The following is a 21938-nucleotide window of genomic DNA, read 5'->3' as shown; positions in this document are numbered from 1 at the left end:
TCTGCAGGTGCGCGCACGGTGCGCTCCTGCACGCGACAGATCCCAGGAAACCTCATGAAACTCGCCCAATATTTCGTGGAGCGGCCGATCCTCGCCGGCGTACTGTCGGTGTTGATCGTGATCGCCGGCGCGATCTCGCTGTTCAAGCTGCCGATCGGCGAATACCCCGAAGTGGTACCGCCGACGGTCGTCGTGCGCGCGACCTATCCCGGCGCCAACCCGAAGGTCATCGCCGCCACCGTCGCCACGCCGCTGGAAGAACAGATCAACGGCGTCGAAGGCATGCTCTACACCTCCTCGCAGGCCACCAGCGACGGCGCGATGACGCTGACGGTGACCTTCGCGCTCGGCACGGATCTGGACAACGCCCAGGTGCAGGTGCAGAACCGCGTGGCGCAGGCGCTGCCGCGGTTGCCCGAGGAAGTGCAGCGGCTCGGCGTGACCACGCAGAAGAGCTCGCCGGACCTGACCATGGTCGTGCACCTGATCTCGCCCGACCAGCGCTACGACATGCTGTACCTGTCCAACTACGCGCGCCTGCACATCAAGGACCAGCTCGCGCGCCTCGACGGCGTCGGCGACGTGCAGCTGTTCGGTGCCGGCGAATACTCGATGCGCGTGTGGCTCGATCCGGAGAAGCTCGCGATGCGCGGCCTGACCACCGGCGACGTGGTCAGCGCGATCCGCGAGCAGAACGTGGACGTCGCCGCCGGCTCGCTCAATGCGCCGCCGGCGCCCAACGGCGCCGCGTTCCAGCTCAACATCAACACGCGCGGCCGCCTGGTCAGCGAGGACGACTTCGCCAACATCGTGCTGCGCACGACCGCCGAGGGCGCGGTCACCCACCTGCGTGACGTGGCGCGCGTCGAGCTGGGCTCGAACAACTACGCGCTGCGCAGCCTGCTCGACAACAAGCCGGCGGTGGCGCTGCCGATCTTTGCCCGTCCGGGTTCCAACGCGATCCAGATCTCCGATGAAGTGCGCGCCACCATGGCGCAACTGAAGGCCGACTTCCCGCAGGGCGTCGACTACAAGATCGTCTACGACCCGACGGTGTTCGTGCGCGGCTCGATCGAGGCGGTGGTGCACACGTTGTTCGAGGCGATCCTGCTGGTCGTGCTGGTGGTGATCCTGTTTCTGCAGACCTGGCGCGCGTCGATCATCCCGCTGGTGGCGGTGCCGGTATCGCTGGTGGGCACCTTCGCGGTGATGTACCTGGCCGGCTTCTCGCTCAACGCCCTGAGCCTGTTCGGCCTGGTGCTGGCGATCGGCATCGTGGTCGACGACGCGATCGTGGTGGTGGAGAACGTCGAGCGGCACATCGAACACGGACTGAAACCGAAGGAAGCCACGCGCCGCGCGATGACCGAGGTGACCGGGCCGATCGTGGCCACGGCGCTGGTGCTGTGCGCGGTGTTCATCCCGGCGGCCTTCATCAGCGGCCTGACCGGCGAGTTCTACCGCCAGTTCGCGCTGACCATCGCCATCTCCACGGTGATCTCGGCGTTCAACTCGCTGACCCTGAGCCCGGCGCTGTCCGCGCTGCTGCTGAAGGAACGCGGCGCGCCGAAGGACCGCTTCAGCGTCATGCTCGACCGCGGTTTCGGCTGGCTGTTCCGCCCGTTCAACCGGATGTTCGTGAGCGGCGCGAACCGCTACGTCGGCGGCGTGCGCCGCGTGCTCGGCAAGGGCGCGCCGGCGCTGGTGATCTACGGCGCGCTGGTGGCGCTGGGCGTGTTCGGCTTCATCCACGTGCCGACCGGCTTCGTGCCTTCGCAGGACAAGCAATACCTGGTGTCGTTCGCGCAGTTGCCCGATGCCGCCTCGCTGGATCGCAGCGAGGACGTGATCCGCCGCATGAGCGCGATCGCCCTGAAGCAGCCGGGCGTGGAAAGCGCGGTGGCGTTCCCCGGCCTGTCGATCAACGGCTTCACCAACTCGCCCAACAGCGGCATCGTGTTCGTCACCCTCAAGCCGTTCGAGGAACGCACCGATCCGGCGCTCTCGGCCGGCGCGATCGCCGGTGCGCTCAACCAGAAGTACGCGGCCATCCAGGATGCCTACATCGCGGTGTTCCCGCCGCCGCCGGTGATGGGCCTGGGCACGATCGGCGGCTTCCGCATCCAGATCGAGGACCGCTCCGATCAGGGCTTCGAGGAACTGTTCAAGCAGACCCAGAACCTTATCGCGCAGAGCCAGAAGACGCCGGCGCTGGCCGGGCTGTTCTCCAGCTACCAGGTGAGCGTGCCGCAGATCGACGCCGAGGTGGACCGCGAGAAGGCCAAGGCCGAGGGCGTCAACCTCGCCGACGTCTACCAGACCATGCAGGCCTACATGGGCTCGCTGTACGTCAACGACTTCAACCGCTTCGGGCGCACCTACCAGGTCAACGTCTCGGCCGAGCCGGGCTTCCGCCGCGAGCCGCAGGACATCCTGCGCCTGAAAACGCGCAATGCCGCGGGCGAGGCGGTGCCGCTGGGTTCGTTCGTGCAGGTGCACCAGGGCGTGGGCCCGGACCGCGTGCAGCACTACAACGGCTACCCGACCGCCGAGATCAACGGCGGTCCGGCAACGGGCTTCAGCTCGGGCCAGGCGCAGGCGGCGATGGAGAAGTTGGCCAAGGACAACCTGCCCAACGGCATGAGCTACGAATGGACCGAGCTCACCTATCAGCAGATCCTCGCCGGCAACACCGCGGTGCTGGTGTTCCCGCTGTGCGTGCTGCTGGTGTTCCTGGTGCTGGCCTCGCTGTACGAGAGCCTGACCCTTCCGCTGGCGGTGATCCTGATCGTGCCGATGGTGCTGTTGTCCGCCATCGCCGGCGTGTGGCTCTCCGGTGGCGACAACAACATCTTTACCCAGATCGGTCTGATCGTGCTGGTCGGACTGGCCTGCAAAAACGCCATCCTGATCGTGGAGTTCGCGCGCGAGGCGCAGATCCACGAAGGACTGGATCGCTGGCAGGCGGTGCTGGAAGCGGCACGGCTGCGATTGCGTCCGATCCTGATGACGAGCTTCGCTTTCATCATGGGCGTGGTGCCGCTGGTGACCTCGCACGGCGCTGGCGCGGAGATGCGTCATGCGATGGGCGTGGCGGTGTTCTCCGGCATGCTCGGCGTGACCTTCTTCGGCCTGCTGTTCACCCCCCTGTTCTACGTGATCGTGCGCGGCTGGAGCGAGCGGGCGGCGGCGCGGCGCGCCGCGCGCCATCCCGCCCTGCCGACGGCGATCGAGGAGCTTTGACATGTACCCGTTTGCGAAAAGTAAGCCCGTGCTTGCGTCCGCCCTCGCGCTCCTGCTGGCCGGCTGCATCAACGTCGGCCCCGACTATCGCCAGCCGGTCGAAAAGCCGGTGGCGCTGCAGGGCGTGGACACCACGCGTCAGTCGAACGCCGACTTCCAGGCGGCCTGGTGGAAGCAGTTCAACGACCCGACGCTCGACACCCTGATCACGCACGCCGCGCGGAACGCGCCGGACCTGAAGATCGCCCTCGCCCACCTGAAGGAAGCGCGCGCACTGCTGGGCACCGCGCGTTCCGGACAGTGGCCGGACATCGAAACCGGCGCCAGCTACACGCGCAGCCGCGGCCAGACGCCGGGCTTCAGCGACCAGCGCAGCACCACGACGAGCTACCAGGCCGGCTTCGACGCCAGCTGGGAACTGGACCTGTTCGGCGGCGTGCGCCGCCAGGTCGAAGCCGCGCGTGCCGACAGCGAGGGCGCGACCGCCTCGCTGCAGGACGCCCAGGTCACGCTGTTCGCCGAGGTGGCGCGCAACTACTTCGACCTGCGCGGTACCCAGTTGCGCATCGAGGTCGCGCAACGCGACATCGCCAACCAGCGTGAAGCACTCGAACTGATCGAAAGCCGCGCCGCGCTCGGCACCGGCTCGGAGCAGGACGTGGCCAGCGCCCGCGCGCGCCTGGCCGGCGTCGAGGCCACGCTGCCGGTGCTCACCACGCGGGCACAGGCCGACGGCTTCCGGCTTGCCGTGCTGCTGGGCGAACGGCCCGGCGCACTGGACGTCGACCTCTCGAGCGCGCACTTCACCCCGATCGACACCACCCTGCCGATCGGCAACGCCGACGACGTGCTGCGCCGCCGCCCGGACATCCGCATCGCCGAGCGGGACCTGGCTGCGGCCAATGCACGCATCGGCGTGGCCAAGGCGGACTGGTTCCCGCATATCCGGCTGGGTGGCTTCCTCGGTTTCCTGGCGGGTCGCAGCAACGACTTCGGCAGCCCGGACACGCGCGCCTGGTCGCTTGCGCCCAGCATCAGCTGGTCGGGCCTGAACGTGCAGCGCGTGCGCTCGGGCGTGAAGGCGAGCGAAGCACGCGCGGACGGTGCGCTGGCCAACTACCAGCGCACCGTGCTGAGCGCGCTGGAGGACGTGGACAACGCGCTGGTCGGCTACAACCAGCAGCGCGTGCGCGTGCAACACCTGTTCGAGCAGGCCGACCAGAGCGAGCGTGCCGCGAAGCTGGCGAAGATCCGCTACGACGCCGGCGCCATCGACTACCTGGAACTGCTCGACGCACAGCGCACGCAGCTCGCCGCCGAGGACCAGCTGGCCGAAGCGGAGGCCGGCATCAACCTGCAGGCCATCGCGCTGTACAAGGCGCTGGGCGGCGGCTGGCAAGCCTGCGCCGACGAGCACTGCACGGCGCTGGCCGCCACGCCCTGACCCACGCCGCTGGCGCTGGGTGTCCTGGGCCGGCGGTCATGGCCATCGTGCTGCGGCACACCGCGTGCAGGCTTCGTCATCCTGGGCCGCTACGCCATCCGCTTCGATGCCTTCCGCTACCGCACGCCCCGTTCCGCGAGGACCGTATCGAGGACGTGGAGCGCGCACCCGCGGCATCCATCGGACTGCTGCAGGGGCACTACGCCGCGAAGCTGGTAGCGCGTGGCGAGAGACGCGGGCGTCTAGTTTCCGCCGGGACGGGCGTGCTGGGAGTAGAGCGCATGCCAGCGACCGCCGACGTAGACGAAGATGTCCGCCGAGCGCACGCCGCGGTCCGGTCCGAGCGCCGGGTCGTAGAAGGAGAGGATCGCGGTGTCCCCTTGCAGCAGCACGCTCTGGGCCGAAGGGTGCTCTTTGATCCACGCCTCGACCTCGCGGCGCTTCCGATCGGAGCCGCGGTTCTGTACGGCGTGCGCGAGAATCGCCTGGCGCGGATGCGCCACGCCGTCCGCGCCGACCGACCGATAGCCGGGCAGCAGCAGCGTTTGGAGATAAGCCGTGTCGCCGTCCAGCTCGGCGTCAAGCCAGTGCTGGTCGACCGCCTTCACCGCCGCAGCCGTGCGCGCGGTCTCATCGACCCGCGCGGCGTGCGCCGTGGCGGCGAAGGCAAGGATGGCGATGGCAAGGGCGAGTGGATGTCGCATGCGTCTTTTCCTCGGGATCGGCGCGATTGCCTTGGAGGAAAACTGCGCCGAGCCCCGCGCCAGGCCACGGGATTTGTGACGAAGACGCCGGTGGCGGTGATGGGCGGCATCCCTGCCGCGATGCGCGGCATGCCGGGGATCCACCACGCGGGGCCGTGGCGCTTCTGGCACATCCGCCGGCGCGACGGCTGCGTACACTGCGCGCGATGAGCCCTCTTCCGGCAACGCCCGAGGACATCCTCGACACCCCATCGCGTGCGCGCCACGCGGGCCTGCTCGCGTTCGGCTTCTGGACCCTGCTGGCGTTGTCCTATGCACTCAGCGGCGGCCTGTCCTCGATCAGCGAGGGCAACGATCCGGACTGGACGCGCGCGCTGGTCTGGAACGTCGCCAACTTCTATCCGTGGATGGCGCTGGTGCCGCTGGTCGGCTGGCTGGGCCGGCGCAGTGCGGGCCTTGGCTGGAGACGCTTCCTCGCGCTGCACGTGCCGGCCAGCCTGGCGATCGCGCTGGCGCAGACGCTGCTGCACCTTGTCGTGTTCTGGTACGCATGCGGCCCGGGCCGCATGCCCGTCGCCACGCTGGCCGCCTTCGTGCGCATGCAGTTCGCCTATACCTATCACCTGGCGTTGCTCACCTACTGGGTGATGCTGGTGGTATTGCGTGGTCTCGAATCGCGCCGCCGCCTGCGCGACGAACGCCTGCGCAACGCACGGCTGGAGACCCAGCTGGCACAGTCGCAGCTGCAGGCGCTGCGCATGCAGCTGCAGCCGCACTTTCTGTTCAACACCTTGAACGCCATTTCCGCGCTTGCGCTCGCCGAGCCGCTGCGCGCGCGCCTGATGATCGCGCGCCTCAGCGACTTCCTGCGCATGACGCTGGATCAGCGCCACGCGCAGCAGGTGCCGCTGGCGCGGGAAATGGAATTCCTGCGCTGCTACCTGGACATCCAGCAGGTGCGCTTCCAGGATCGCCTGTCGACCCGGCTGGACCTGGCCCACGACACGCTGCGCGCGGCGGTGCCGAGCATGATCCTGCAGCCGCTGGTGGAGAACGCATTGCGCCACGGCCTGCTGGCCACGGCCCAGCCCGGCTGCCTGCGCATCGCCAGCCGCCGCGACGGCGACCTGCTGCACCTGTGCGTGGATGACGACGGCCTGGGCTTGCCGCCGGACGGCCCGCTGGAAGGCGTCGGCCTGGGCAACACGCGGGCGCGGCTCCAGGTGCTGTTCGGTGCGGCGGCGAGCCTCCAGCTGAGCGGTCGCCGCGAGGGCGGCACGCGGGTCGAACTGCGCTTTCCCTTCCACGAGCACGTCGCATGAACACGATCCGTACCCTGCTGGTCGACGACGAAGTGCTCGCGCGGCTGGCCCTGCGCCAGGCGCTCGGCGCGCATCCCGATGTCGAGATCGTGGGCGAATGCGGCAACGCGGCCGACGCCATGCAGGCGGCCGCGGCGCTGGCGCCGGACCTGCTGTTCCTGGACATCCGCATGCCCGGCCTGGATGGCTTCCAGCTCCTGCAGGAGCTCAATCCCGATGCGTTGCCGATGGTGGTGTTCACCACCGCCTACGCCGAGCATGCGTTGCGCGCGTTCGACGCGAACGCGCTGGATTACGTACTCAAGCCCATCGACCAGGCCCGCTTCGACCAGGCCATCGCGCGCGTTCGGCGGCACTGGCGCGGGCTGTCCGCACGGACGGCACCGCCCGCGCAGGCGGCCGGCCCGACCCAGCGGATCAGCGTGCGCGTGGGCGAGCACATGCGCGTGATCGCCGTCGACACGATCGACTGGATCGAGGCGGACGGCAACTACATGCACATCCACGTAGGCAAGCAGGCGTACCTGCATCGCGAGACCCTGGCGGGCCTGGCCGCCACGCTCGATCCGGCATGCTTCCTACGCATCCATCGCGGCACGCTGGTGAACGTCGATCGCATCCGCGAGATCCATCCGCTGTTCCAGGGCAACGCCGAGGTGGTGCTGCACGACGGCACCCGGCTCAGCCTCAGCCGGCGCTTCCGTGTGCATGCGCGGGGCGCGCTCGGGATCGCCTGATGCCGTAGTCCTCTCCCCAAGGACTGGGTCGGGAGCGGTATGGCCGAAGCGCCTTGTTTCGCCCGAGCCCTCGTCCACCCTTCGGTACTTCTCCCGGCGGTGAGGGCATAGGCATCGAACAGCGTGCCGCTCGACCCCGCGCGACGACCGCTGGTCACAAAACAGCGGCATGCCCGGCGCCGCCACGCCACGCTGGCAGTCCTCGTCGCATCGGACCGCCACATGACATTGCAACGCATCGCCCTGACCCTGGCGCTTGCCCTGGCCTGCACCACCGCGACGGCCGCCGATCTGCTCGGCCCCGGCGTCATCTCCACTGGCCTGCAGGAGACTTCCGCGACGTTCTCGGCCGACGGCGACACGGTCTATTTCATGCGTTCGGACTTCGGCGAGAAGGACGACACCATCCTGGTCTCGCACCGCCGCGGCGGCCAGTGGTCCCCGCCGCAGGTGGCGGGTTTCTCCGGGCAATGGCACGACTCCGAGCCGAGCCTCTCGCCGGACGGCGAGCGCCTCTACTTCGTTTCCAACCGCCCGCCAAGCCCCGGTGCGCCGCCGGTGACGGCGGAGATGGGCGGCCACCGCTTCGCCGGCACCCACCTGTGGTACGTCGAGCGCCAGGCCGACGGCCGATGGAGCGCACCGATGCACGTGGACGGCGCGCTCAACGACGGCGCGATGATCTACAACCCGTCGGTGGCCGCGAACGGCGACGTCTACTTCTCTGCGCACCGCGCCGACTCGGGCAAGGCGTACCAGGTGTACGTGGCACGGCATGCGGCCGATGGCCTTGCGCCGCCGGAGCGTGTCGACCTGGGCGACGTCGCGCGCAACCGCATGGACCCGGCCATCGATCCGCGGCAACGCTTCATCCTGTTCGCCGGCGACGAGGGCGATGCGCTGGGCCGTGCCGACATCTACATCGCCTTCCGCCAGGCCGATGGCCGCTGGGGCAAGCCGGAGCATCTGGACGGCGAGGTCAACAGCGACGCCCTGGAGAACGCACCGTCGCTCGGCCGCCGGTTCGGCGAGCTGTACGTATCGAGCAACCGGCAGCCCGCCGTCGACTTCCCGAAGTCGCGCAACGACGCCTCGTCGCTGGGAGAGCGCCTGTCCGGACCGCTCAACGGCTCGCGCAACCTTTGGCGCGTGGACATTTCCGGCGTGCTGCGCGCGCACGGCATCTCGCCCTGACCCGTGGAGATCCGCATGAGCCGACCCCGTTGCCTGCCCACCCTGCTGGCCTTGCTGTTCCTGCCCGCCTCGGGCGCTGCCGCCACGCCGCCGGCCACTGCGCCGGCCCTGGCCCTGGCGTTGCGCGCCACCGCACCGGTACGCGCCGCTGTCCCGGCGCCCGCGGCGCTGCAGCCCGTCACCCTCGACGGCATCCTGCACGCCGACAGCGATGACACGCTGGCCTTCACGCCCGATGGAACCACCGTGCTCTTCGACCGCAGCGAAGGCACGCGCAAGACCATCATGGTGTCCCATCGGGTGGCCGGCCGCTGGGCCGCACCGCAGGTCGCGAGCTTCTCCGGCCGCTGGTTCGACCAGGACCCGCTGGTGGCACCGGACGGCAGCTACCTGCTGTTCAACTCGGATCGGCCGGTGCGGCCGGGCGGGAAACCGCTGGTGCAGGACTACTTCGTCGGCGGCCGCGCACCCGGCTCCAACCTCTGGCGGGTCGAGCGCAAGGGCGACGGCTGGGGCGAGCCGGTCTGGCTCGGACCGGTGATCAACGGCGACGTCTTCATCGATTTCGCCAGCCTCGCCGCCGACGGCACGCTCTATTTCATGCGCTTCGATCCGAAGGCCAGGGTCATGCACACCTGGCGCTCGCGCTACCGCGACGGCGGCTACCTGCCACCGCGGCGCGCCGGCCTCGGCGATCCGCAGGTATCGACGCACGATCCGGCGGTGGCGCCGGACCAGTCCTTCATCGTGTTCGACTACGGCAAGGTCAAGGGCGGCCTCGGGCGCCTGTGCATCGCCTTCCGCGAGGGCGACCACTGGAGCCGCCCGATCGACCTGGGCGACGCGATCAACCGGGACCTGCCCTGGGGCGCGCACCTCGCGCCCGACGGGCACACCCTCTACGTCACGGGACGATCGGGCATCGCGCAACTTTCGCTGGCACCGTGGCTGGACCGGCACAAGGCTGCCAAGCCGGATTGATGCCGCGGCTCAGCGCTGCACCATCACCGCGAACCAGCCCCAGCCGCGCACGCGCTCGGTGATCAGCTTGGCGCTGGTGAGCATCGGCACCGCCAGCAGTGCGCCGGGGATGCCCCACAGCCAGCCCCACACCAGCAGCCAGATCAGGATGGCGATCGGCGACAGGCGCATGCGGTGGCCCTGGATCATCGGCGTGATCAGGTTGCCCTCGATCGCGGTAATGCCGGCGAAGGTGAGCGCCGGCAGCAGCGCCGTACCGAGGTCGTGCGCATGGATCATCCCGACCAGCGCCAGCACGATCGTGGTGGTGATCGCGCCCACGTAGGGAATGAAGTTGGCGGTCATCGCCACCACGCCCCACAAAAGCGGGTCGGGCATGTCGTAGAGCCACAGCATCAGAGTCGTCAGCGCTCCGAGGCTGGCGTTGATCGCCAACGCGGTAAGCAGGTAGCGCGATACCTCGATCTGGATGCTGCGGACGATTTCGACCGCGTGCCGCTTGTAGGCAAAGCCTGGCGAAATCTCCACCAACCGTCGTAGGAGCGAATCGCCGTACACCAGGAAGAAGAACACCAGCAGCACCACGGTGAGCACGGCGGCCAGCACCTTGGGCGCGGTGGAGACGATGTCCCAGGCCGAGATGGCCACGGTCGACGGTTGCGCCGGCGCCGCCCGCAACGGTCCGCCGACCAGGGTCTGGGTAGCGCGGTTGGCCGCTTCCAGCGGCTTGGTGACGCTGCGCAGCTTGGGCACGAAACTGCGGATCGCCGCGGGTGCGCCGTGGAACCACCCCAGCGCCGGCTGCGTCAGCGCGCCGATGCCGGCGCCCAGCCCGGCCAGCAACGCGACGACCAGCACGCTGGCGGTAAGCCAACGGGGCAGCCTGTGACGTGCGCCCGATGCCACGATCGGGTTGAGCGCCAGGCCGATGAACGCGGCCAGCACCAGCGGGATCAGCAGCACCCGCGCAACCGTGACGGTGTAGAGCAGCGCCAGCACCAGCAAGGCATTGAGCACCACCCGCACGGCCAGCAGGTGGCGGCGCAGGCTGCGTGCGAAGCGCAGCTGCGGCGAGCCGGCGATCGGCGGCGGCACGGTGTCCGGCGCCACGTCGACCGCGGCCGGCGCGATCGCGGGATCGGGCCGGTTCATGCTTCCTCGGCGACGTTTTGCGCGGCAGTGTGTGCGGCAAGGAAGCTGGCACCGATGGTGGTGGCCTCGCTGACGAGCGCACCGAACAGATGGCTCATGCCGGGAAGATGCAACGGCTTGGCGTCGGAGCGCCCGAGCAGGAAGCCACCCGCGGCGGCCACCCCGAGGATCACGAACGGATGCCGCTCGCCACGCGCCAGCAGGGCGGAGGCGGGTAGCGCGGCCGCAAGGCGCGCCTCGCGCATCCGCAGTTGCGCGGCACGTACCCGCGCGTGCTCGCCGAACATGCTCATGCCGCGTCCTCCCGTTCCACCCGGTGGCGGGCCCGGGCCCGCGTCTCACGCATCATCGCACCCCATTCGGTGCGCGTGGCGGGCAGGCTCATCCAGTGCATGCAGCGGCGGAAGAACAGGATCGCGGCCAGCACGAATATCAGCTGCAGCACCGCGAGCGCGACCAGCGCCCAGATCCAGGACGCGAACCACTTGGCCAGCAGCACGCCGACCAGCGCGAGCAGGGTTAGGCCCAGGCCGACGCCGGCCACGGTGGCGGCCAGGCCGGCCAGCAGCATCCACGAAAGCGCGCTGCGCGCCAGGCCGACTTCGGCCGACAGCAGTTCCAGCTGGGCGGCGAACAGCTCCTTGATGGCGCGGCCGAGCCCACCTAGTTCGGCGAGCACGCCCGAGGGCGGCGCCGCCTCGGCGGCACCGTCATCGGTGGTGTTGGTAGGTTCGACCTGTGGCATCCCTGGCACTCGTCGGCGTTTTCGTCAGCGCCGCAGGAGGCGGCCGAGCAGCCAGCCGGCGCCGACCGCGATGGCGACCGACTGCATCGGCTTCTCGCGCACGTACTCGCGCGCCTGCTCCATCCAAAGCTCGGCTTTGTCCATGGTTTCGTCACGCAGCTGGCGGCCACGCTCGCTGAGGTCCGCCGCCTTGTCGTTGGCCCGGTGGGCGGCGCTGGCGGCCTTGTCGGTCGCCCGGTGCACGCCCGCCTCGACCTTGTCGGCCGTGGTGTCGACCGCCTGCTTGGTGCGCGCCACCGCGTCGGAGGTGGCCTGCTTGACGCGCTCGGCGCCCTGGTCGATGCGGGCATGCGCCTTGGAGCTACCCGTATCGGCCAGCAGCGGATCGGTCGCGTCGGAGGCGGCCATGGAGGGATTCGGCACGGCCGGGTTCAGACCGGGATCGCGCGGGGTGGACGAGCTTTGGATCGGGTTCATGGCGTTCTCCCGGTGGATGGTGAGGACACCGCCGCTCAACTGGCGCGGCGGAAGAAGGCAATGATCGCGAGGATCAGGAAGATGACGAACAGGATTTTCGCGATGCCCGCGGCGGCGCCGGCGATGCCGCCGAAACCGAGGATGGCAGCAATGATCGCGATGACCAGAAAGACGATGGCGTAATGCAGCATGACGGCTTCCTCATGGGTGAGAGTTGACCCCCTTCATGGGCCGGCCTGCAAGGCCCGACGTGGCTCATTCATCCACAGGGGCTGCCATCTGCACGTGAAGAGGCGCGTGCCAGTGCGCCTCCGTTCACTTCGCGTGCGGGTTGATCGCGTAGGTGCCGGTCAGCGCGGCGCGGGCGAGCACGTGGCCGTCCATTGCCTGGCGCAGTTGCTCGACGCCGAAGCCCGGAGACAGGCCGAGGCCCGGAATGTCCAGCGCATGCAGTTCGAAGCGGTAGCGGTGCACGCGGGCGTCGTTCCAGGGCGGACACGGGCCATCGTAGCCAAGGTAGGTGCCGGCCATGTCCGGATCGGAGGCGAACCAGCCGCCGTAGTCGTTCCCGCCCTGGATGCTGCCGGGCGGCCCGGCCGGCGCGCGCTTGCCGCGCGGGGTGACGCCGTCGCTGCATGAACCGTTTCCCAGCTCGCCGCATTCGACGGGGATGTCGGCCATCAGCCAGTGCACGAAATCGGTGCGCGGCAGGTCCGCGCTGACGGTGCGACCTTCCTTGTTGACGTCGTCCCCGCGGCTGGGCGCGTCGCCATCGATGCAGGTGAGCACGAACGAGCGCGTGCCCGGCGGGGCGTCGCGCCAGGCCAGGTGAGGGTTGCGGTTGTCGGACAGGGCGATCGGGTCGCCCGGCTTGCCGAAGGCGCATTCGGGCGGAATCGTCTGGCCGTCCTGGAAATCGTTGCTGCGTAGTTGCATGGGGTTCTCCATCAAGTTTCGGAAGTTGGCTCCCTGTCCCCCCGGGGAGAGCGTTGGGGTGAGGGGTCGCTCTAGCGACCAAGCCACGCAAGGGCGCCAGTGTTTCTTGTCGGCCCTGGCAAACTTCCCCGCGAGCCCCAGCCCCTCACCCCGGCCCCCTCCCCGATGGGGGAGGAAGCAGGGCGCGTCATTTTCCGTACGTCACGCGATAGACCGCTCCCGCCAGGTCATCGCTCACCAGCAAACTGCCATCGGGCAACGGCTGCACATCCACCGGCCGGCCCCAGGCCTGCTCGTCCTGCTCGAACCCTGTGATGAAGGGCTCGTAGGACGCGACCCTGTCGCCATCCAGCCGCACGCTCATCACGCGATAGCCCGACTTCTTCGTGCGGTTCCACGAACCATGTTCGGCGACGAAGATCGCCCCCTGGTAACGCGCCGGGAACTGCCTGCCGGTGTAGAAGCGCAGCCCCAGCGAGGCCACGTGAGCGCCCAGCTTGAGCACCGGCGGCGCATAGTCCCTGCAGGGATGGCCCTTGCCGAATTCCGGGTCGGCAATGTCGCCCTGGTGGCAGTACGGATAGCCGAAGTGCTGACCGACGTGGTCGACGCGATTGAGCTCGTCGCTGGGCACGTCGTCGCCGAGCAGGTCGCGGCCGTTGTCGGTGAACCACAGCTTGCCCGTGGCCGGCCGCCAGTCGAAGCCGACCGTGTTGCGGATGCCGTAGGCGACGTCGGTGAGGCCGGTGCCGTCCGGGTTCATGCGGGTGAGCTTGGCGTAGGCCTTGTCCTTGTCGCACAGGTTGCAGGGCGCACCGATCGGCACGTACAGCTTGCCGTCGGGACCGAAGGCGATGAACTTCCAGCCGTGGTGCGTTTCGGTAGGGAACTTGCCGTAGACCAGTTCGGGCCTGGGCGGGTGGTCCAGGTGGTTTTCGATGTCGCGCAACACCAAGATGCGGCTTACCGCCGAGACGTACAGGTCGCCCTTGTGGAAGGCCACGCCGACCGGCAGCTGCACTCCGCTGGCGACGACGCGCACCGTTTCCGCGCGCCCGTCGTGGTCGGCATCGGTCAGCGCGTAGACCTTGCCGGCGTCCATCGAGCCGACGAACACCGTGCCCCTGGCGCCCAGCGCCAGCTCGCGCGCCTGCGGAACCTGGTCGGAATAGACGGCGATATGAAAACCCTTCGGCAGGACCAGCCGGTCCAGCATCGGGGCGGCCCAGGCGGGTGCGGCGGACAGGGCGAGCAGCAGCACGAGCATCAGGCGCATGACGACTCTCCTTGCGGGCGGAAAGGCCAGCGTAGCGCTCGCGCCGTGAAGCCGGAAAGGATGGGCCCGCCCCGGCGCCTGCTGCTACCGTACGCGCCTCACGAGGGGGATGCATGAGCGAACTGGACGACCTGGCCACCCTGGTCCGCGCGGCCACGCCGTTGCTGGTGATCGAGACGGTGGACGAGCAGCGCGTGATCGAGTGCTTCCGCCACGTCATCGCGCAGTCGCTGCGACCGTTGTGGCGCTGGACGTTGACCGACGGCCTGGGTCGCCTGGATTTCGTCCAGCCCGCCGGCGAGGCCATCGCGCCGGACGCGAGTGCCACGCTGGACGCGATCCGCGCCGCGGACGAACGCGGTGTCTACCTGCTGTTCGATTTCCACCCGTTCCTGCGCTACGCGATGAGCCTGCGCCAGATGCGCGAGATCGTGCAGCGCCACCGGAGCGCGACGCACACGCTGGTGCTGGTCGGCGCCAGGATCGAATTGCCGGAAGAACTCGAGGCGCTGGCCACGCGCGTGCCGCTGGCGCTGCCGGACGTGAAGGAACTGGCCGGCATCCTGCGCGGCGAGGCCGCCGCCTGGCAGCGCGAGCAAGGGCGCCGGCTGGACGTCGACGGCGATGCGGCGCGCACGATGGTGCGCAACCTGGTCGGCCTGTCCGGTCCCGACGCGCGGCGCATCGTGCGCAAGCTGATCTACAACGACGGCGCACTCGGCACCGCCGACCTGCCGGAGCTGATGCGCTCGAAGTTCGACCTGCTCAACCGCTCCGGCCTGCTGCACTACGAATACGCCACCGCGAGCTTCGCCGACGTCGCCGGCGTGGCGCGCCTCAATGCCTGGGTGCAGCGCCGGCGCGCTGTGTTCCTCGATCCGCAGCCGGCGCTCGATCCCCCCAAGGGCGTGCTGCTGCTGGGCGTGCAGGGGTGCGGCAAGAGCCTGGCGGCCAAGGCCACCGCCGGTGGTTTCGGCGTGCCGCTGGTGCGGCTGGATTTCGGCACGCTGTACGACAAGTACCAGGGCGAGACCGAGAAGAACCTGCGCGAGGCGCTGGCCAGCGTGGAACTGCTTGCGCCCTGCGTGCTGTGGATCGACGAGATCGAGAAAGGCCTGGCAAGCGGTGGCGGCGAAGACGGGGGCGTTTCGCGTCGCGTACTCGGTTACCTGTTGACCTGGATGGCCGAACCCAAGGCCAAGGTGTTTGTGGTCGCCACTGCCAACGCGGTCGACCAGCTGCCGGCCGAGCTGCTGCGCAAGGGTCGCTTCGACGAGATCTTCTTCGTGGACCTGCCCACGCCGGCGGCGCGCGCGGCGGTGTTCGCGCTGCACCTGAAACGCCGCAAGCTCGATCCGGCAACCTTCGACCTGCCGGCCCTTGCCGCCGCCAGCGACGGTTTCTCCGGCGCCGAGATCGAACAGGCGATCGTCAGCGCTCTCTACGACGCTGCCGGCAGCGGCACGCCGCCGGACCAGGCCGCGCTACGCCACGCGCTGGAGCAGACCCGCCCGCTGTCAGTGCTGATGTGCGAGCAGGTGCAGGCGCTGCGTGACTGGGCGCGCGAACGCTGCGTGCCCGCTGACTGAGCCTTTGCTCCCCTCGCCCTCCGGGGACAGGGTTGGGGCGAGGGGTCGCTCTGGCGGCGAGGCAGCGACCGGGCGCGGTTCCGGACCACCTCCCCGCGAACCCCGACCCTGCATCCCGGTCTTCTCCCCGGAAGGGAGCTCGCGCAACGCCGGTCCGCTGCAAATGTTGCAGCCGGGCGCAAATCTTGCGCCGTCGCCAGCGTGCAGACACCCACAACACGCGCCGCTGCCAAGGGCACGGTTCTTGCCGCCTTCGGAAACCCCTCGCGGCCGGTGCCCCGTGCCGGTCGTCTCCCTTAAGCAGACGACAGAAGGACGTTTCCCATGTTCGCTCACAACAAACGCCTGCAATACACGGTGCGGGTTTCCGAGTGCAATCCCGCGCTGGCCAATCTCATGCTCGAACAGTTCGGCGGACCGCAGGGCGAACTCGCCGCCGCGATGCGCTACTTCACCCAGGCGCTGGCCGAGGACGATCCCGGGCGCAAGGACATGCTGCTGGACATCGCCACCGAGGAGCTGAGCCACCTGGAGGTGATCGGCACCATCGTCGGCATGCTCAACAAGGGCGCCAAGGGCAAGCTGGCCGAAGGCGCCCAGGAGCAGGCGCAGGCATTCCGCGAGCTGCAGGGCGCGGGGAACGATTCGCACGTGACCCAGGTGCTCTACGGCGGCGGCCCGGCGCTGACCAATTCCGGCGGTCAGCTGTGGACCGCCGGCTACATCGACTCGATCGGCGAGCCCACGGCCGACCTGCGCTCGAACATCGCCGCCGAGGCGCGCGCCAAGATCATCTACGAGCGGCTGATCAACGTGACCGCCGATGCCGGCGTGCGCGACGCGCTGGGCTTCCTGATGACCCGCGAGATCGCCCACCAGCAGTCGTTCGAGAAGGCGTTGTACGCGATCGAGCCCAACTTCCCGCCGGGCAAGCTGCCGGGCAAGGAGGAGTTCGCCAACGTCTACGTCAACACATCCCAGGGCGAGGGTGACATGCGCGGCCCATGGAACAGCGACGACAACTTCCGGTTCGTCAGCGACCGCGAAAAGATGCTGGCGATGGATGGCGGCAGCGGCATGCCCGAAGTGGCGATGACCGACCAGCAGCGTTCGGTGCTGATGGAGATGGCCAAGCGCACGCGCTCGGATCCCTCGATCAACCCGGAAACCGGTGCCGAACTGGGCCGCAGCGGGGGCCAGCCGCGAGGCACCCGCCACTAGCTCCAGATAGCCGTGGGGTGGGCTTTCTGCCCACCCTGCGTGTTGTGTGGTCAGCTGAAGGCGGTATCGAGCAGCATCATCAGCACGAAGCCGACCATCAGCCCGCCGGTGGCGAAGTGCTCGTGTCCCTGTCGGTGCGATTCGGGGATGATCTCGTGGCTGACCACGAACAGCATCGCTCCGGCCGCGAAGCCCAGCCCGACCGGCAACAGCATCGGGTAGTCGATCACCACGCCGGCGCCGACCAGCGCGCCGACCGGTTCGATCAGGCCCGAGCCCATGCCTACCGACACCGCCCAGCGCCGCCCGTAACCGGCGGCCATCAGCGCGATCGCCACCACCAGTCCCTCGGGCAGGTCCTGGATGGCGATGCCGGTGGCCAGCGCCACGCCGTGCGCCACGCCCGGCCCGAAGCCCACGCCGATCGCCAGCCCTTCGGGCAGGTTGTGCAGGCAGATGGCGAACACGAACAGCCAGGCGCGCTTGAGCCGCTGCGACGGATGTCCTTCCGGACCCTTGATGAAATGCTCGTGCGGCAACACGCGTTCGAGCAGCACCAGCGCGGCCGCGCCGATGAGGATCGCCACGCCGACGAGCGCGCCCGCCGCCCATGGACCCTCGCCCTGGCGGCGGGCTTCCTGGATCCCCGGCAGGGCCAGCGAGAAGGCGCTGGCCGCGAGCATCACGCCCGCGCCGAAGCCGAACATGGTGTCCTGCGTGCGCTGGTCGATTCTCCTCGCGAACAGCGCCGGTACCGTGCCCAGCGCGGTGGCGGCCGCGCCTGCGGCGCCACCCAGGCAAGCCGCAAGGATCGGCGTCATGCCCATGCTTCGGTCCTGCGCGTGGGTAGGGGCGTCGCGGGCATGCGGTTTCGGGGCAGCGGGCGGGCGTCCAGCATGCGGCCCGGCCGGCCCCGGCGGCGTGAACGGACACGTTGATCCGCGGCGCGGTGCCGCCCATGCTGGCGCAACCGCCCCGTTCCCGCGAGATCGCCCATGGCCACGCTCCCGCCCTTCCACCTCGCCTTCCCGGTCACCTCGCTGGCCAAGGCCCGCGCCTTCTACGGCGAGCTGCTCGGTTGCCCGGAAGGGCGCTCCAGCGAGGACTGGGTCGACTTCGACTTCCACGGCCACCAGATCGTGGCGCACCTTGCTCCGGAAGAAGCTCGCGCGGTCGCCGCGCACGAGGTCGACGGCGATGCGGTCCCGGTGCGCCATTTCGGCCTGGTGCTGGCGATGGATGCCTGGCAGGCATTGGCCGACCGGCTGCGAGCGGCAGGTACGGGTTTCGTCATCGAGCCGCACATCCGCTTCCGTGGCCAGCCGGGCGAACAGGCGACCATGTTCCTGCTCGACCCGTGCGGCAACGCGCTGGAGTTCAAGGCCTTCGCCGATCCGGCGCGGCTGTTCGCGAAGTGACGCAGGGTGGGCTGCTGCCACCGCATGCTGGCGCAAAGCCGGCGGGCTGTAGCCCGTCCTACGCCAGCAACGCGTTGAACCGTGCGGCGATGTACTCGTCGGTGAAACTCACCATGTCGGCCCCGCGGATGAAGCCGCAATGGCCGCCGTGTTCGGCGATGTCGAGCTCGATGTTCGGCGGCAGCTGCAGCTGCTCGAAGGCGCCGACCGGAATCACCGGGTCGTCGCGCGCGGTAAGGATGGTCGCCGGGATGGCCAGGCCGGCGAGCGCGTCGCGCGCTACCGAATAGCCGTCCAGATAGGCCTGCAGCGAATCGAAGTCGGTGTGCCGCAGCACCAGCGCCTCGGCCAGCCCGCGCAGGCTTTGCTTGAGCTCGGCCAACTCGAAATACCGGCGCTGCGGAAAGGCCTGCTGCTTGGCTTTGAGCGACTGCCGCCACTTGCGCATGAAGTACGCCTGGTAGAACCACGGCGCGCTCTCTTCCAGCGAGAACAGGCCTTCGCCGGGATCGATGATCGGGCACACCGCCAGCGCGTAGTCCAGCGCGATCCCCGCCGCCGGCGCGCGCAACGCCGCGCGCAGGGCGAAGTTGCCGCCCAGCGAGAAGCCGGCCAGCGCGGTCACCGGGCGCGGCCAGCGACGCACGATGTCGCCCAGCGCGTTCGCCACCTCGTCGATGCGGCAGGAATGAAACAGCGCCTCGTTGAGGTGGTGGCTCGCGCCGTGATCGCGGAAGTTGAGCCGGAACACGTCCCAGCCGTCGCGCAGCAGGCGGCTGCCGGTCTGCAGCACGTAGGTCGAATCGACGCTGCCTTCCCAGCCATGGAACAGCACTGCCAGTCCGCGCGTGGGGCCACCGGTGCGTTGCGCGGTGAACGCGCCGGTCAGGCGCACGCCCTCGCCGCCATCGACCAGCACCGGCTCGGCGCCCTGGAGTACCTCGCGCGCGCTCTGCGGCAGCAGCAACCGGCGCACGCCGCTGGAGGAAAGCATGGTCTGCAGGTGGCCGCTTGTCAGCGGCCAGGGGGGACGGAAATCCTTTCCGCGGGGCAGCTCGCTCATGCGTGCGCGTCTTCCAGCGCGGCGCCGATGCGCTCGCGCGAGAGATCGGCCATGCGCCGGCGCGCCTCGGGCATCGCCGGCACGGGGGCGAGGAAATGCACCTCGGCGTCCAGCGGCGCCTCGCCGAGCATGCGCAGGAGGTTGCCCATGAAGTGCTCGCCCTCGCGAAAGCCGGCGTCGACCACCCGCTTGCCGTCGCGCGCGAAACGCAGCGCCACCGGTTGCACCGGTACCTGCGCGTCCAGCGCGGCCTGGAAGATGCGCGCGTGGAATACCTTGAGCACGCCGTTATGGCCGGTGCCGCCCTCGGGGAACACGGCCACCGAGCGGTGGCCGCGCAGGCGCTCGACCATCGCCTGCATCACTGCCGCCAGCGAATGGTTGCTGCCGCGCCGATGGAAGATCGTGCCGCCGGTGGCGGCCATCCAGCCGACCAGCGGCCAGCGCGCGATCTCCGCCTTGGCCACGAAGCAGGCGGCGCGCTGGCTGTGCAGCAGCTCGATGTCGATCCACGAGGTGTGGTTGGCGACGAACAGCACCGGGTCGGGCAGCGGCTTGCCGACACGCACCGAACGCAGGCCGAAGATGCGCATCAGCATGGTCGACCACCAGCGGATCATGCGGTGCGCGAACGGCTCGCGTCCGTCGACCATCACCCGGTGCCGGTTCCAGCTGAGGATGCCCGCGCACAGCACGATGCCGAGCACGATGTGCAGCAGCAGCAGCGGCACCCGCCACAGGTAGCGCAGAGGGCGCCAGGGATCGCGGTCTGGAGTCAGGGCGGTGTCCATGAGCCGGCTAGTTTATCGTTTTCGTCCCGCCCCAGCGCACGCCTGGAGCGCAGTTGGCCGCCGCCGCGCGGAAAGGTGGCCGAAACTGGCCCCGCGGGTGTCATGGTTCCAGCTGCCCCAGCGGCAACGAGGGCGAGCGCTTGACCGTGCGCAGCACGAAGCTGGAATTGGCGTCGGCCACGCCCGCATCGTTGAGCAGCCGGTCGAGCAGGAAGCGCGAGAAGTGCGGCAGGTCGGCCACGTACACGTGCAGCAGGTAGTCCATGTCGCCGGTCAGTGCGTGGCAGGCGACGACCTCCTCCCAACCTTCCACCTTCTCCACGAAGCGCTCGATCGCGCCCGCCTCGTGCCGCGCCAGCTGCACACGCACGAATGCCTGCAGGCCCAGCCCTACCGCCTGCGGATCGATCTGCGCGGCGTAGCCGGTGACGATGCCATCGGTCTCCAGCCGCTGCAGCCGGCGCAGGCAGGCCGAGGGCGACAGGCTCACCCGCTCGGCCAGCTCGGCGTTGGTGATGCGCCCTTCCCCCTGCAGCACGGCGAGCAGGCGCAGGTCGGTGCGATCGAGCTTGGACATGGCAGCTTGCTCCGTTTTTCGAGCGATCCGCGCAAGGATACTGCGCCACCTAACGGGTGGTTCACAACAAACGCAACCTTCGTGCAGGCCACGCGGCGTATTCTTGAAGATCGAAAGGCATACGCCAGAAAGCCGCCCGGAGTCGCCATGGAAACCGCCACGCCCCGCAAGGTCGAACACCAGCAGACCGACCGCGGCTACGTACCGGTCTACGCCACCGGCGTGGTCGAGCAGCCCTGGTCGAGCTATACGCGCACGGACCACGAAGTGTGGGACACGCTGTTCGCGCGCCAGTGCGAAATGCTGCCGGGGCGGGCCTGCCAGGAATTCCTCGACGGCGTGGCCAAGTTCGGCCTTGGCGCCGGCGGCATTCCCAAATTCGCCGACATCAACCAGGTACTGGCCAAGGCCACCGGCTGGGAGCTGGTCGCGGTGGAGGGACTGCTGCCGGACGAGGTGTTCTTCGACCACCTTGCCAACCGCCGCTTCCCCGTGAGCTGGTGGATCCGCAAGCCCGACCAACTGGACTACCTGTCCGAGCCGGACCTGTTCCACGACCTGTTCGGCCACGTGCCTTTGTTGCTCAACCCGGTGTTCGCCGACTACATGCAGGCCTACGGCCGCGGCGGCATGAAGGCGCACGCGATCGGCCCCGAGGCGCTGATGAACCTCACGCGGCTGTACTGGTACACGGTGGAGTTCGGGCTGATCAACACGCGCGAGGGGATGCGCATCTACGGCGCGGGCATCGTCAGCTCCAAGGGCGAGTCGGTGTACAGCCTGGATTCGGAGGCCCCGAACCGGATCGGCTTCGATCTCGAGCGCGTGATGAGCACGCGCTACCGCATCGATACGTACCAGCAGACTTACTTCGTGATCGACAGCTTCGAGCAGTTGTTCGAGGCGACCTCGCCGGACTTCACGCCAATCTATGCGCGTCTGCGCGAGAACGCCCCGCACGCCGCCGCCGACGTGCTGGACGATACCGACCGCGTGTTCCACTACGGCAGCCACGAAGGTTTCGCCACCAACGCGGATACCTGAGGCTTTCCTGCAGGAGCGCACCCT

22 protein-coding genes are annotated in these 21938 nt (G+C 69.2%); 10 read left to right on the top strand and 12 right to left on the bottom strand.

Features of this window, described 5'->3' with window-relative positions:
• Nucleotides 1-54: 54 nt before the first annotated feature.
• Nucleotides 55-3243, top strand: coding sequence for an efflux RND transporter permease subunit (locus tag ACFWZ4_RS08290; protein ID WP_439704241.1), 3189 nt, complete (start codon nucleotides 55-57; stop codon nucleotides 3241-3243).
• Between the two features lies 1 nt (nucleotide 3244).
• Complete coding sequence (locus tag ACFWZ4_RS08285; RefSeq protein ID WP_439704240.1) at nucleotides 3245-4687, top strand: efflux transporter outer membrane subunit; 1443 nt, start codon at nucleotides 3245-3247, stop codon at nucleotides 4685-4687.
• A gap of 242 nt (nucleotides 4688-4929) precedes the next feature.
• On the opposite strand, the gene ACFWZ4_RS08280 is transcribed toward ACFWZ4_RS08285, so the two are convergent.
• Nucleotides 4930-5391, bottom strand: a complete 462-nt coding sequence (locus ACFWZ4_RS08280; protein ID WP_439704239.1) for a nuclear transport factor 2 family protein — start codon at nucleotides 5389-5391, stop codon at nucleotides 4930-4932.
• A gap of 206 nt (nucleotides 5392-5597) precedes the next feature.
• Between ACFWZ4_RS08280 and ACFWZ4_RS08275 the strand changes: the two genes are divergently transcribed.
• The 4 genes from ACFWZ4_RS08275 to ACFWZ4_RS08260 all read left to right on the top strand — a co-directional run bounded on the left by ACFWZ4_RS08275 (nucleotide 5598) and on the right by ACFWZ4_RS08260 (nucleotide 9625).
• A complete protein-coding gene (locus ACFWZ4_RS08275; RefSeq protein WP_439704238.1) occupies nucleotides 5598-6713 on the top strand; it encodes a sensor histidine kinase in 1116 nt (371 codons plus the stop codon).
• A complete protein-coding gene (locus ACFWZ4_RS08270) occupies nucleotides 6710-7450 on the top strand; it encodes a LytR/AlgR family response regulator transcription factor (RefSeq protein ID WP_439704237.1) in 741 nt (246 codons plus the stop codon). Before ACFWZ4_RS08275 ends, ACFWZ4_RS08270 begins: the two co-directional genes overlap by 4 nt.
• Before the next feature lie 222 nt (nucleotides 7451-7672).
• Complete coding sequence (locus ACFWZ4_RS08265) at nucleotides 7673-8644, top strand: TolB family protein (protein WP_439704236.1); 972 nt, start codon at nucleotides 7673-7675, stop codon at nucleotides 8642-8644.
• Between the two features lie 15 nt (nucleotides 8645-8659).
• Nucleotides 8660-9625, top strand: coding sequence for a hypothetical protein (locus ACFWZ4_RS08260; protein ID WP_439704235.1), 966 nt, complete (start codon nucleotides 8660-8662; stop codon nucleotides 9623-9625).
• Nucleotides 9626-9634: 9 nt separating this feature from the next.
• On the opposite strand, the gene ACFWZ4_RS08255 is transcribed toward ACFWZ4_RS08260, so the two are convergent.
• The 7 genes from ACFWZ4_RS08255 to ACFWZ4_RS08225 all read right to left on the bottom strand — a co-directional run bounded on the left by ACFWZ4_RS08255 (nucleotide 9635) and on the right by ACFWZ4_RS08225 (nucleotide 14211).
• A complete protein-coding gene (locus tag ACFWZ4_RS08255; RefSeq protein WP_439704234.1) occupies nucleotides 9635-10777 on the bottom strand; it encodes an AI-2E family transporter in 1143 nt (380 codons plus the stop codon).
• A complete protein-coding gene (locus ACFWZ4_RS08250) occupies nucleotides 10774-11070 on the bottom strand; it encodes a hypothetical protein (RefSeq protein ID WP_439704233.1) in 297 nt (98 codons plus the stop codon). The genes ACFWZ4_RS08255 and ACFWZ4_RS08250 overlap by 4 nt, the downstream gene beginning before the upstream one ends.
• Nucleotides 11067-11522 (bottom strand): ABC transporter ATP-binding protein, encoded by a 456-nt coding sequence (locus tag ACFWZ4_RS08245; RefSeq protein ID WP_439704232.1) that lies wholly within the window; start codon nucleotides 11520-11522, stop codon nucleotides 11067-11069. Before ACFWZ4_RS08245 ends, ACFWZ4_RS08250 begins: the two co-directional genes overlap by 4 nt.
• Before the next feature lie 24 nt (nucleotides 11523-11546).
• Complete coding sequence (locus ACFWZ4_RS08240; RefSeq protein ID WP_439704231.1) at nucleotides 11547-11999, bottom strand: glycine zipper domain-containing protein; 453 nt, start codon at nucleotides 11997-11999, stop codon at nucleotides 11547-11549.
• 35 nt (nucleotides 12000-12034) lie between these two features.
• Entirely contained in the window at nucleotides 12035-12190 is a 156-nt protein-coding gene (locus tag ACFWZ4_RS08235; protein WP_091335435.1) for a DUF1328 domain-containing protein, read from the bottom strand.
• A gap of 124 nt (nucleotides 12191-12314) precedes the next feature.
• Nucleotides 12315-12935 carry a YbhB/YbcL family Raf kinase inhibitor-like protein gene (locus ACFWZ4_RS08230; protein ID WP_439704230.1) on the bottom strand — a complete coding sequence of 207 codons (621 nt, stop codon included), beginning with the start codon at nucleotides 12933-12935 and terminating at the stop codon, nucleotides 12315-12317.
• A gap of 187 nt (nucleotides 12936-13122) precedes the next feature.
• A complete protein-coding gene (locus tag ACFWZ4_RS08225) occupies nucleotides 13123-14211 on the bottom strand; it encodes a PQQ-dependent sugar dehydrogenase (RefSeq protein WP_439704229.1) in 1089 nt (362 codons plus the stop codon).
• Between the two features lie 113 nt (nucleotides 14212-14324).
• On the opposite strand from ACFWZ4_RS08225, the gene ACFWZ4_RS08220 reads away from it, so the two are divergent.
• Together ACFWZ4_RS08220 and ACFWZ4_RS08215 are read left to right on the top strand one after the other, a co-directional pair.
• Nucleotides 14325-15800 (top strand): AAA family ATPase, encoded by a 1476-nt coding sequence (locus ACFWZ4_RS08220; protein WP_439704228.1) that lies wholly within the window; start codon nucleotides 14325-14327, stop codon nucleotides 15798-15800.
• 324 nt (nucleotides 15801-16124) lie between these two features.
• Complete coding sequence (locus ACFWZ4_RS08215; protein ID WP_439704227.1) at nucleotides 16125-17021, top strand: manganese catalase family protein; 897 nt, start codon at nucleotides 16125-16127, stop codon at nucleotides 17019-17021.
• Between the two features lie 50 nt (nucleotides 17022-17071).
• On the opposite strand, the gene ACFWZ4_RS08210 is transcribed toward ACFWZ4_RS08215, so the two are convergent.
• The gene (locus tag ACFWZ4_RS08210) at nucleotides 17072-17842 is read right to left on the bottom strand and encodes a ZIP family metal transporter (RefSeq protein ID WP_439704226.1); all 771 of its coding nucleotides are present in this window, start codon (nucleotides 17840-17842) and stop codon (nucleotides 17072-17074) included.
• Nucleotides 17843-18016: 174 nt separating this feature from the next.
• Between ACFWZ4_RS08210 and ACFWZ4_RS08205 the strand changes: the two genes are divergently transcribed.
• Nucleotides 18017-18439: a VOC family protein gene (locus ACFWZ4_RS08205; protein WP_439704225.1), complete on the top strand. Its 423-nt coding sequence runs from the start codon at nucleotides 18017-18019 to the stop codon at nucleotides 18437-18439.
• 58 nt (nucleotides 18440-18497) lie between these two features.
• Here ACFWZ4_RS08205 and ACFWZ4_RS08200 read toward each other — a convergent pair whose 3' ends face one another.
• The 3 genes from ACFWZ4_RS08200 to ACFWZ4_RS08190 form a co-directional block, all read right to left on the bottom strand.
• Nucleotides 18498-19502, bottom strand: a complete 1005-nt coding sequence (locus tag ACFWZ4_RS08200; RefSeq protein ID WP_439704224.1) for a YheT family hydrolase — start codon at nucleotides 19500-19502, stop codon at nucleotides 18498-18500.
• A complete protein-coding gene (locus tag ACFWZ4_RS08195) occupies nucleotides 19499-20293 on the bottom strand; it encodes a lysophospholipid acyltransferase family protein (protein WP_439704223.1) in 795 nt (264 codons plus the stop codon). The genes ACFWZ4_RS08200 and ACFWZ4_RS08195 overlap by 4 nt, the downstream gene beginning before the upstream one ends.
• A 100-nt stretch (nucleotides 20294-20393) precedes the next feature.
• Complete coding sequence (locus tag ACFWZ4_RS08190) at nucleotides 20394-20870, bottom strand: Lrp/AsnC family transcriptional regulator (protein ID WP_439704222.1); 477 nt, start codon at nucleotides 20868-20870, stop codon at nucleotides 20394-20396.
• A gap of 147 nt (nucleotides 20871-21017) precedes the next feature.
• Here ACFWZ4_RS08190 and phhA point away from each other — a divergent pair, with 147 nt between their 5' ends.
• On the top strand, nucleotides 21018-21914 hold the full coding sequence (gene phhA, locus ACFWZ4_RS08185; protein ID WP_439704221.1) for a phenylalanine 4-monooxygenase: 897 nt from the start codon (nucleotides 21018-21020) through the stop codon (nucleotides 21912-21914).
• Nucleotides 21915-21938: the final 24 nt, after the last annotated feature.

The sequence above is a fragment of the Frateuria sp. GZRe12 genome (genome assembly GCF_051900535.1).
GTDB lineage: Bacteria > Pseudomonadota > Gammaproteobacteria > Xanthomonadales > Rhodanobacteraceae > Frateuria_A.
This window is presented reverse-complemented; position numbering and strand designations above follow the sequence as displayed.

Excerpts from the sequence above, each read along its gene's own strand:
- ACFWZ4_RS08290 (WP_439704241.1), top strand. The coding sequence starts at position 55 with ATGAAACTCGCCCAATATTTCGTGGAGCGGCCGATCCTCGCCGGCGTA.
- ACFWZ4_RS08285 (WP_439704240.1), top strand. The coding sequence starts at position 3,245 with ATGTACCCGTTTGCGAAAAGTAAGCCCGTGCTTGCGTCCGCCCTCGCG.
- ACFWZ4_RS08280 (WP_439704239.1), bottom strand. The coding sequence starts at position 5,391 with ATGCGACATCCACTCGCCCTTGCCATCGCCATCCTTGCCTTCGCCGCC.
- ACFWZ4_RS08275 (WP_439704238.1), top strand. The coding sequence starts at position 5,598 with ATGAGCCCTCTTCCGGCAACGCCCGAGGACATCCTCGACACCCCATCG.
- ACFWZ4_RS08270 (WP_439704237.1), top strand. The coding sequence starts at position 6,710 with ATGAACACGATCCGTACCCTGCTGGTCGACGACGAAGTGCTCGCGCGG.
- ACFWZ4_RS08265 (WP_439704236.1), top strand. The coding sequence starts at position 7,673 with ATGACATTGCAACGCATCGCCCTGACCCTGGCGCTTGCCCTGGCCTGC.
- ACFWZ4_RS08260 (WP_439704235.1), top strand. The coding sequence starts at position 8,660 with ATGAGCCGACCCCGTTGCCTGCCCACCCTGCTGGCCTTGCTGTTCCTG.
- ACFWZ4_RS08255 (WP_439704234.1), bottom strand. The coding sequence starts at position 10,777 with ATGAACCGGCCCGATCCCGCGATCGCGCCGGCCGCGGTCGACGTGGCG.
- ACFWZ4_RS08250 (WP_439704233.1), bottom strand. The coding sequence starts at position 11,070 with ATGAGCATGTTCGGCGAGCACGCGCGGGTACGTGCCGCGCAACTGCGG.
- ACFWZ4_RS08245 (WP_439704232.1), bottom strand. The coding sequence starts at position 11,522 with ATGCCACAGGTCGAACCTACCAACACCACCGATGACGGTGCCGCCGAG.
- ACFWZ4_RS08240 (WP_439704231.1), bottom strand. The coding sequence starts at position 11,999 with ATGAACCCGATCCAAAGCTCGTCCACCCCGCGCGATCCCGGTCTGAAC.
- ACFWZ4_RS08235 (WP_091335435.1), bottom strand. The coding sequence starts at position 12,190 with ATGCTGCATTACGCCATCGTCTTTCTGGTCATCGCGATCATTGCTGCC.
- ACFWZ4_RS08230 (WP_439704230.1), bottom strand. The coding sequence starts at position 12,935 with ATGCAACTACGCAGCAACGATTTCCAGGACGGCCAGACGATTCCGCCC.
- ACFWZ4_RS08225 (WP_439704229.1), bottom strand. The coding sequence starts at position 14,211 with ATGCGCCTGATGCTCGTGCTGCTGCTCGCCCTGTCCGCCGCACCCGCC.
- ACFWZ4_RS08220 (WP_439704228.1), top strand. The coding sequence starts at position 14,325 with ATGAGCGAACTGGACGACCTGGCCACCCTGGTCCGCGCGGCCACGCCG.
- ACFWZ4_RS08215 (WP_439704227.1), top strand. The coding sequence starts at position 16,125 with ATGTTCGCTCACAACAAACGCCTGCAATACACGGTGCGGGTTTCCGAG.
- ACFWZ4_RS08210 (WP_439704226.1), bottom strand. The coding sequence starts at position 17,842 with ATGACGCCGATCCTTGCGGCTTGCCTGGGTGGCGCCGCAGGCGCGGCC.
- ACFWZ4_RS08205 (WP_439704225.1), top strand. The coding sequence starts at position 18,017 with ATGGCCACGCTCCCGCCCTTCCACCTCGCCTTCCCGGTCACCTCGCTG.
- ACFWZ4_RS08200 (WP_439704224.1), bottom strand. The coding sequence starts at position 19,502 with ATGAGCGAGCTGCCCCGCGGAAAGGATTTCCGTCCCCCCTGGCCGCTG.
- ACFWZ4_RS08195 (WP_439704223.1), bottom strand. The coding sequence starts at position 20,293 with ATGGACACCGCCCTGACTCCAGACCGCGATCCCTGGCGCCCTCTGCGC.
- ACFWZ4_RS08190 (WP_439704222.1), bottom strand. The coding sequence starts at position 20,870 with ATGTCCAAGCTCGATCGCACCGACCTGCGCCTGCTCGCCGTGCTGCAG.
- phhA (WP_439704221.1), top strand. The coding sequence starts at position 21,018 with ATGGAAACCGCCACGCCCCGCAAGGTCGAACACCAGCAGACCGACCGC.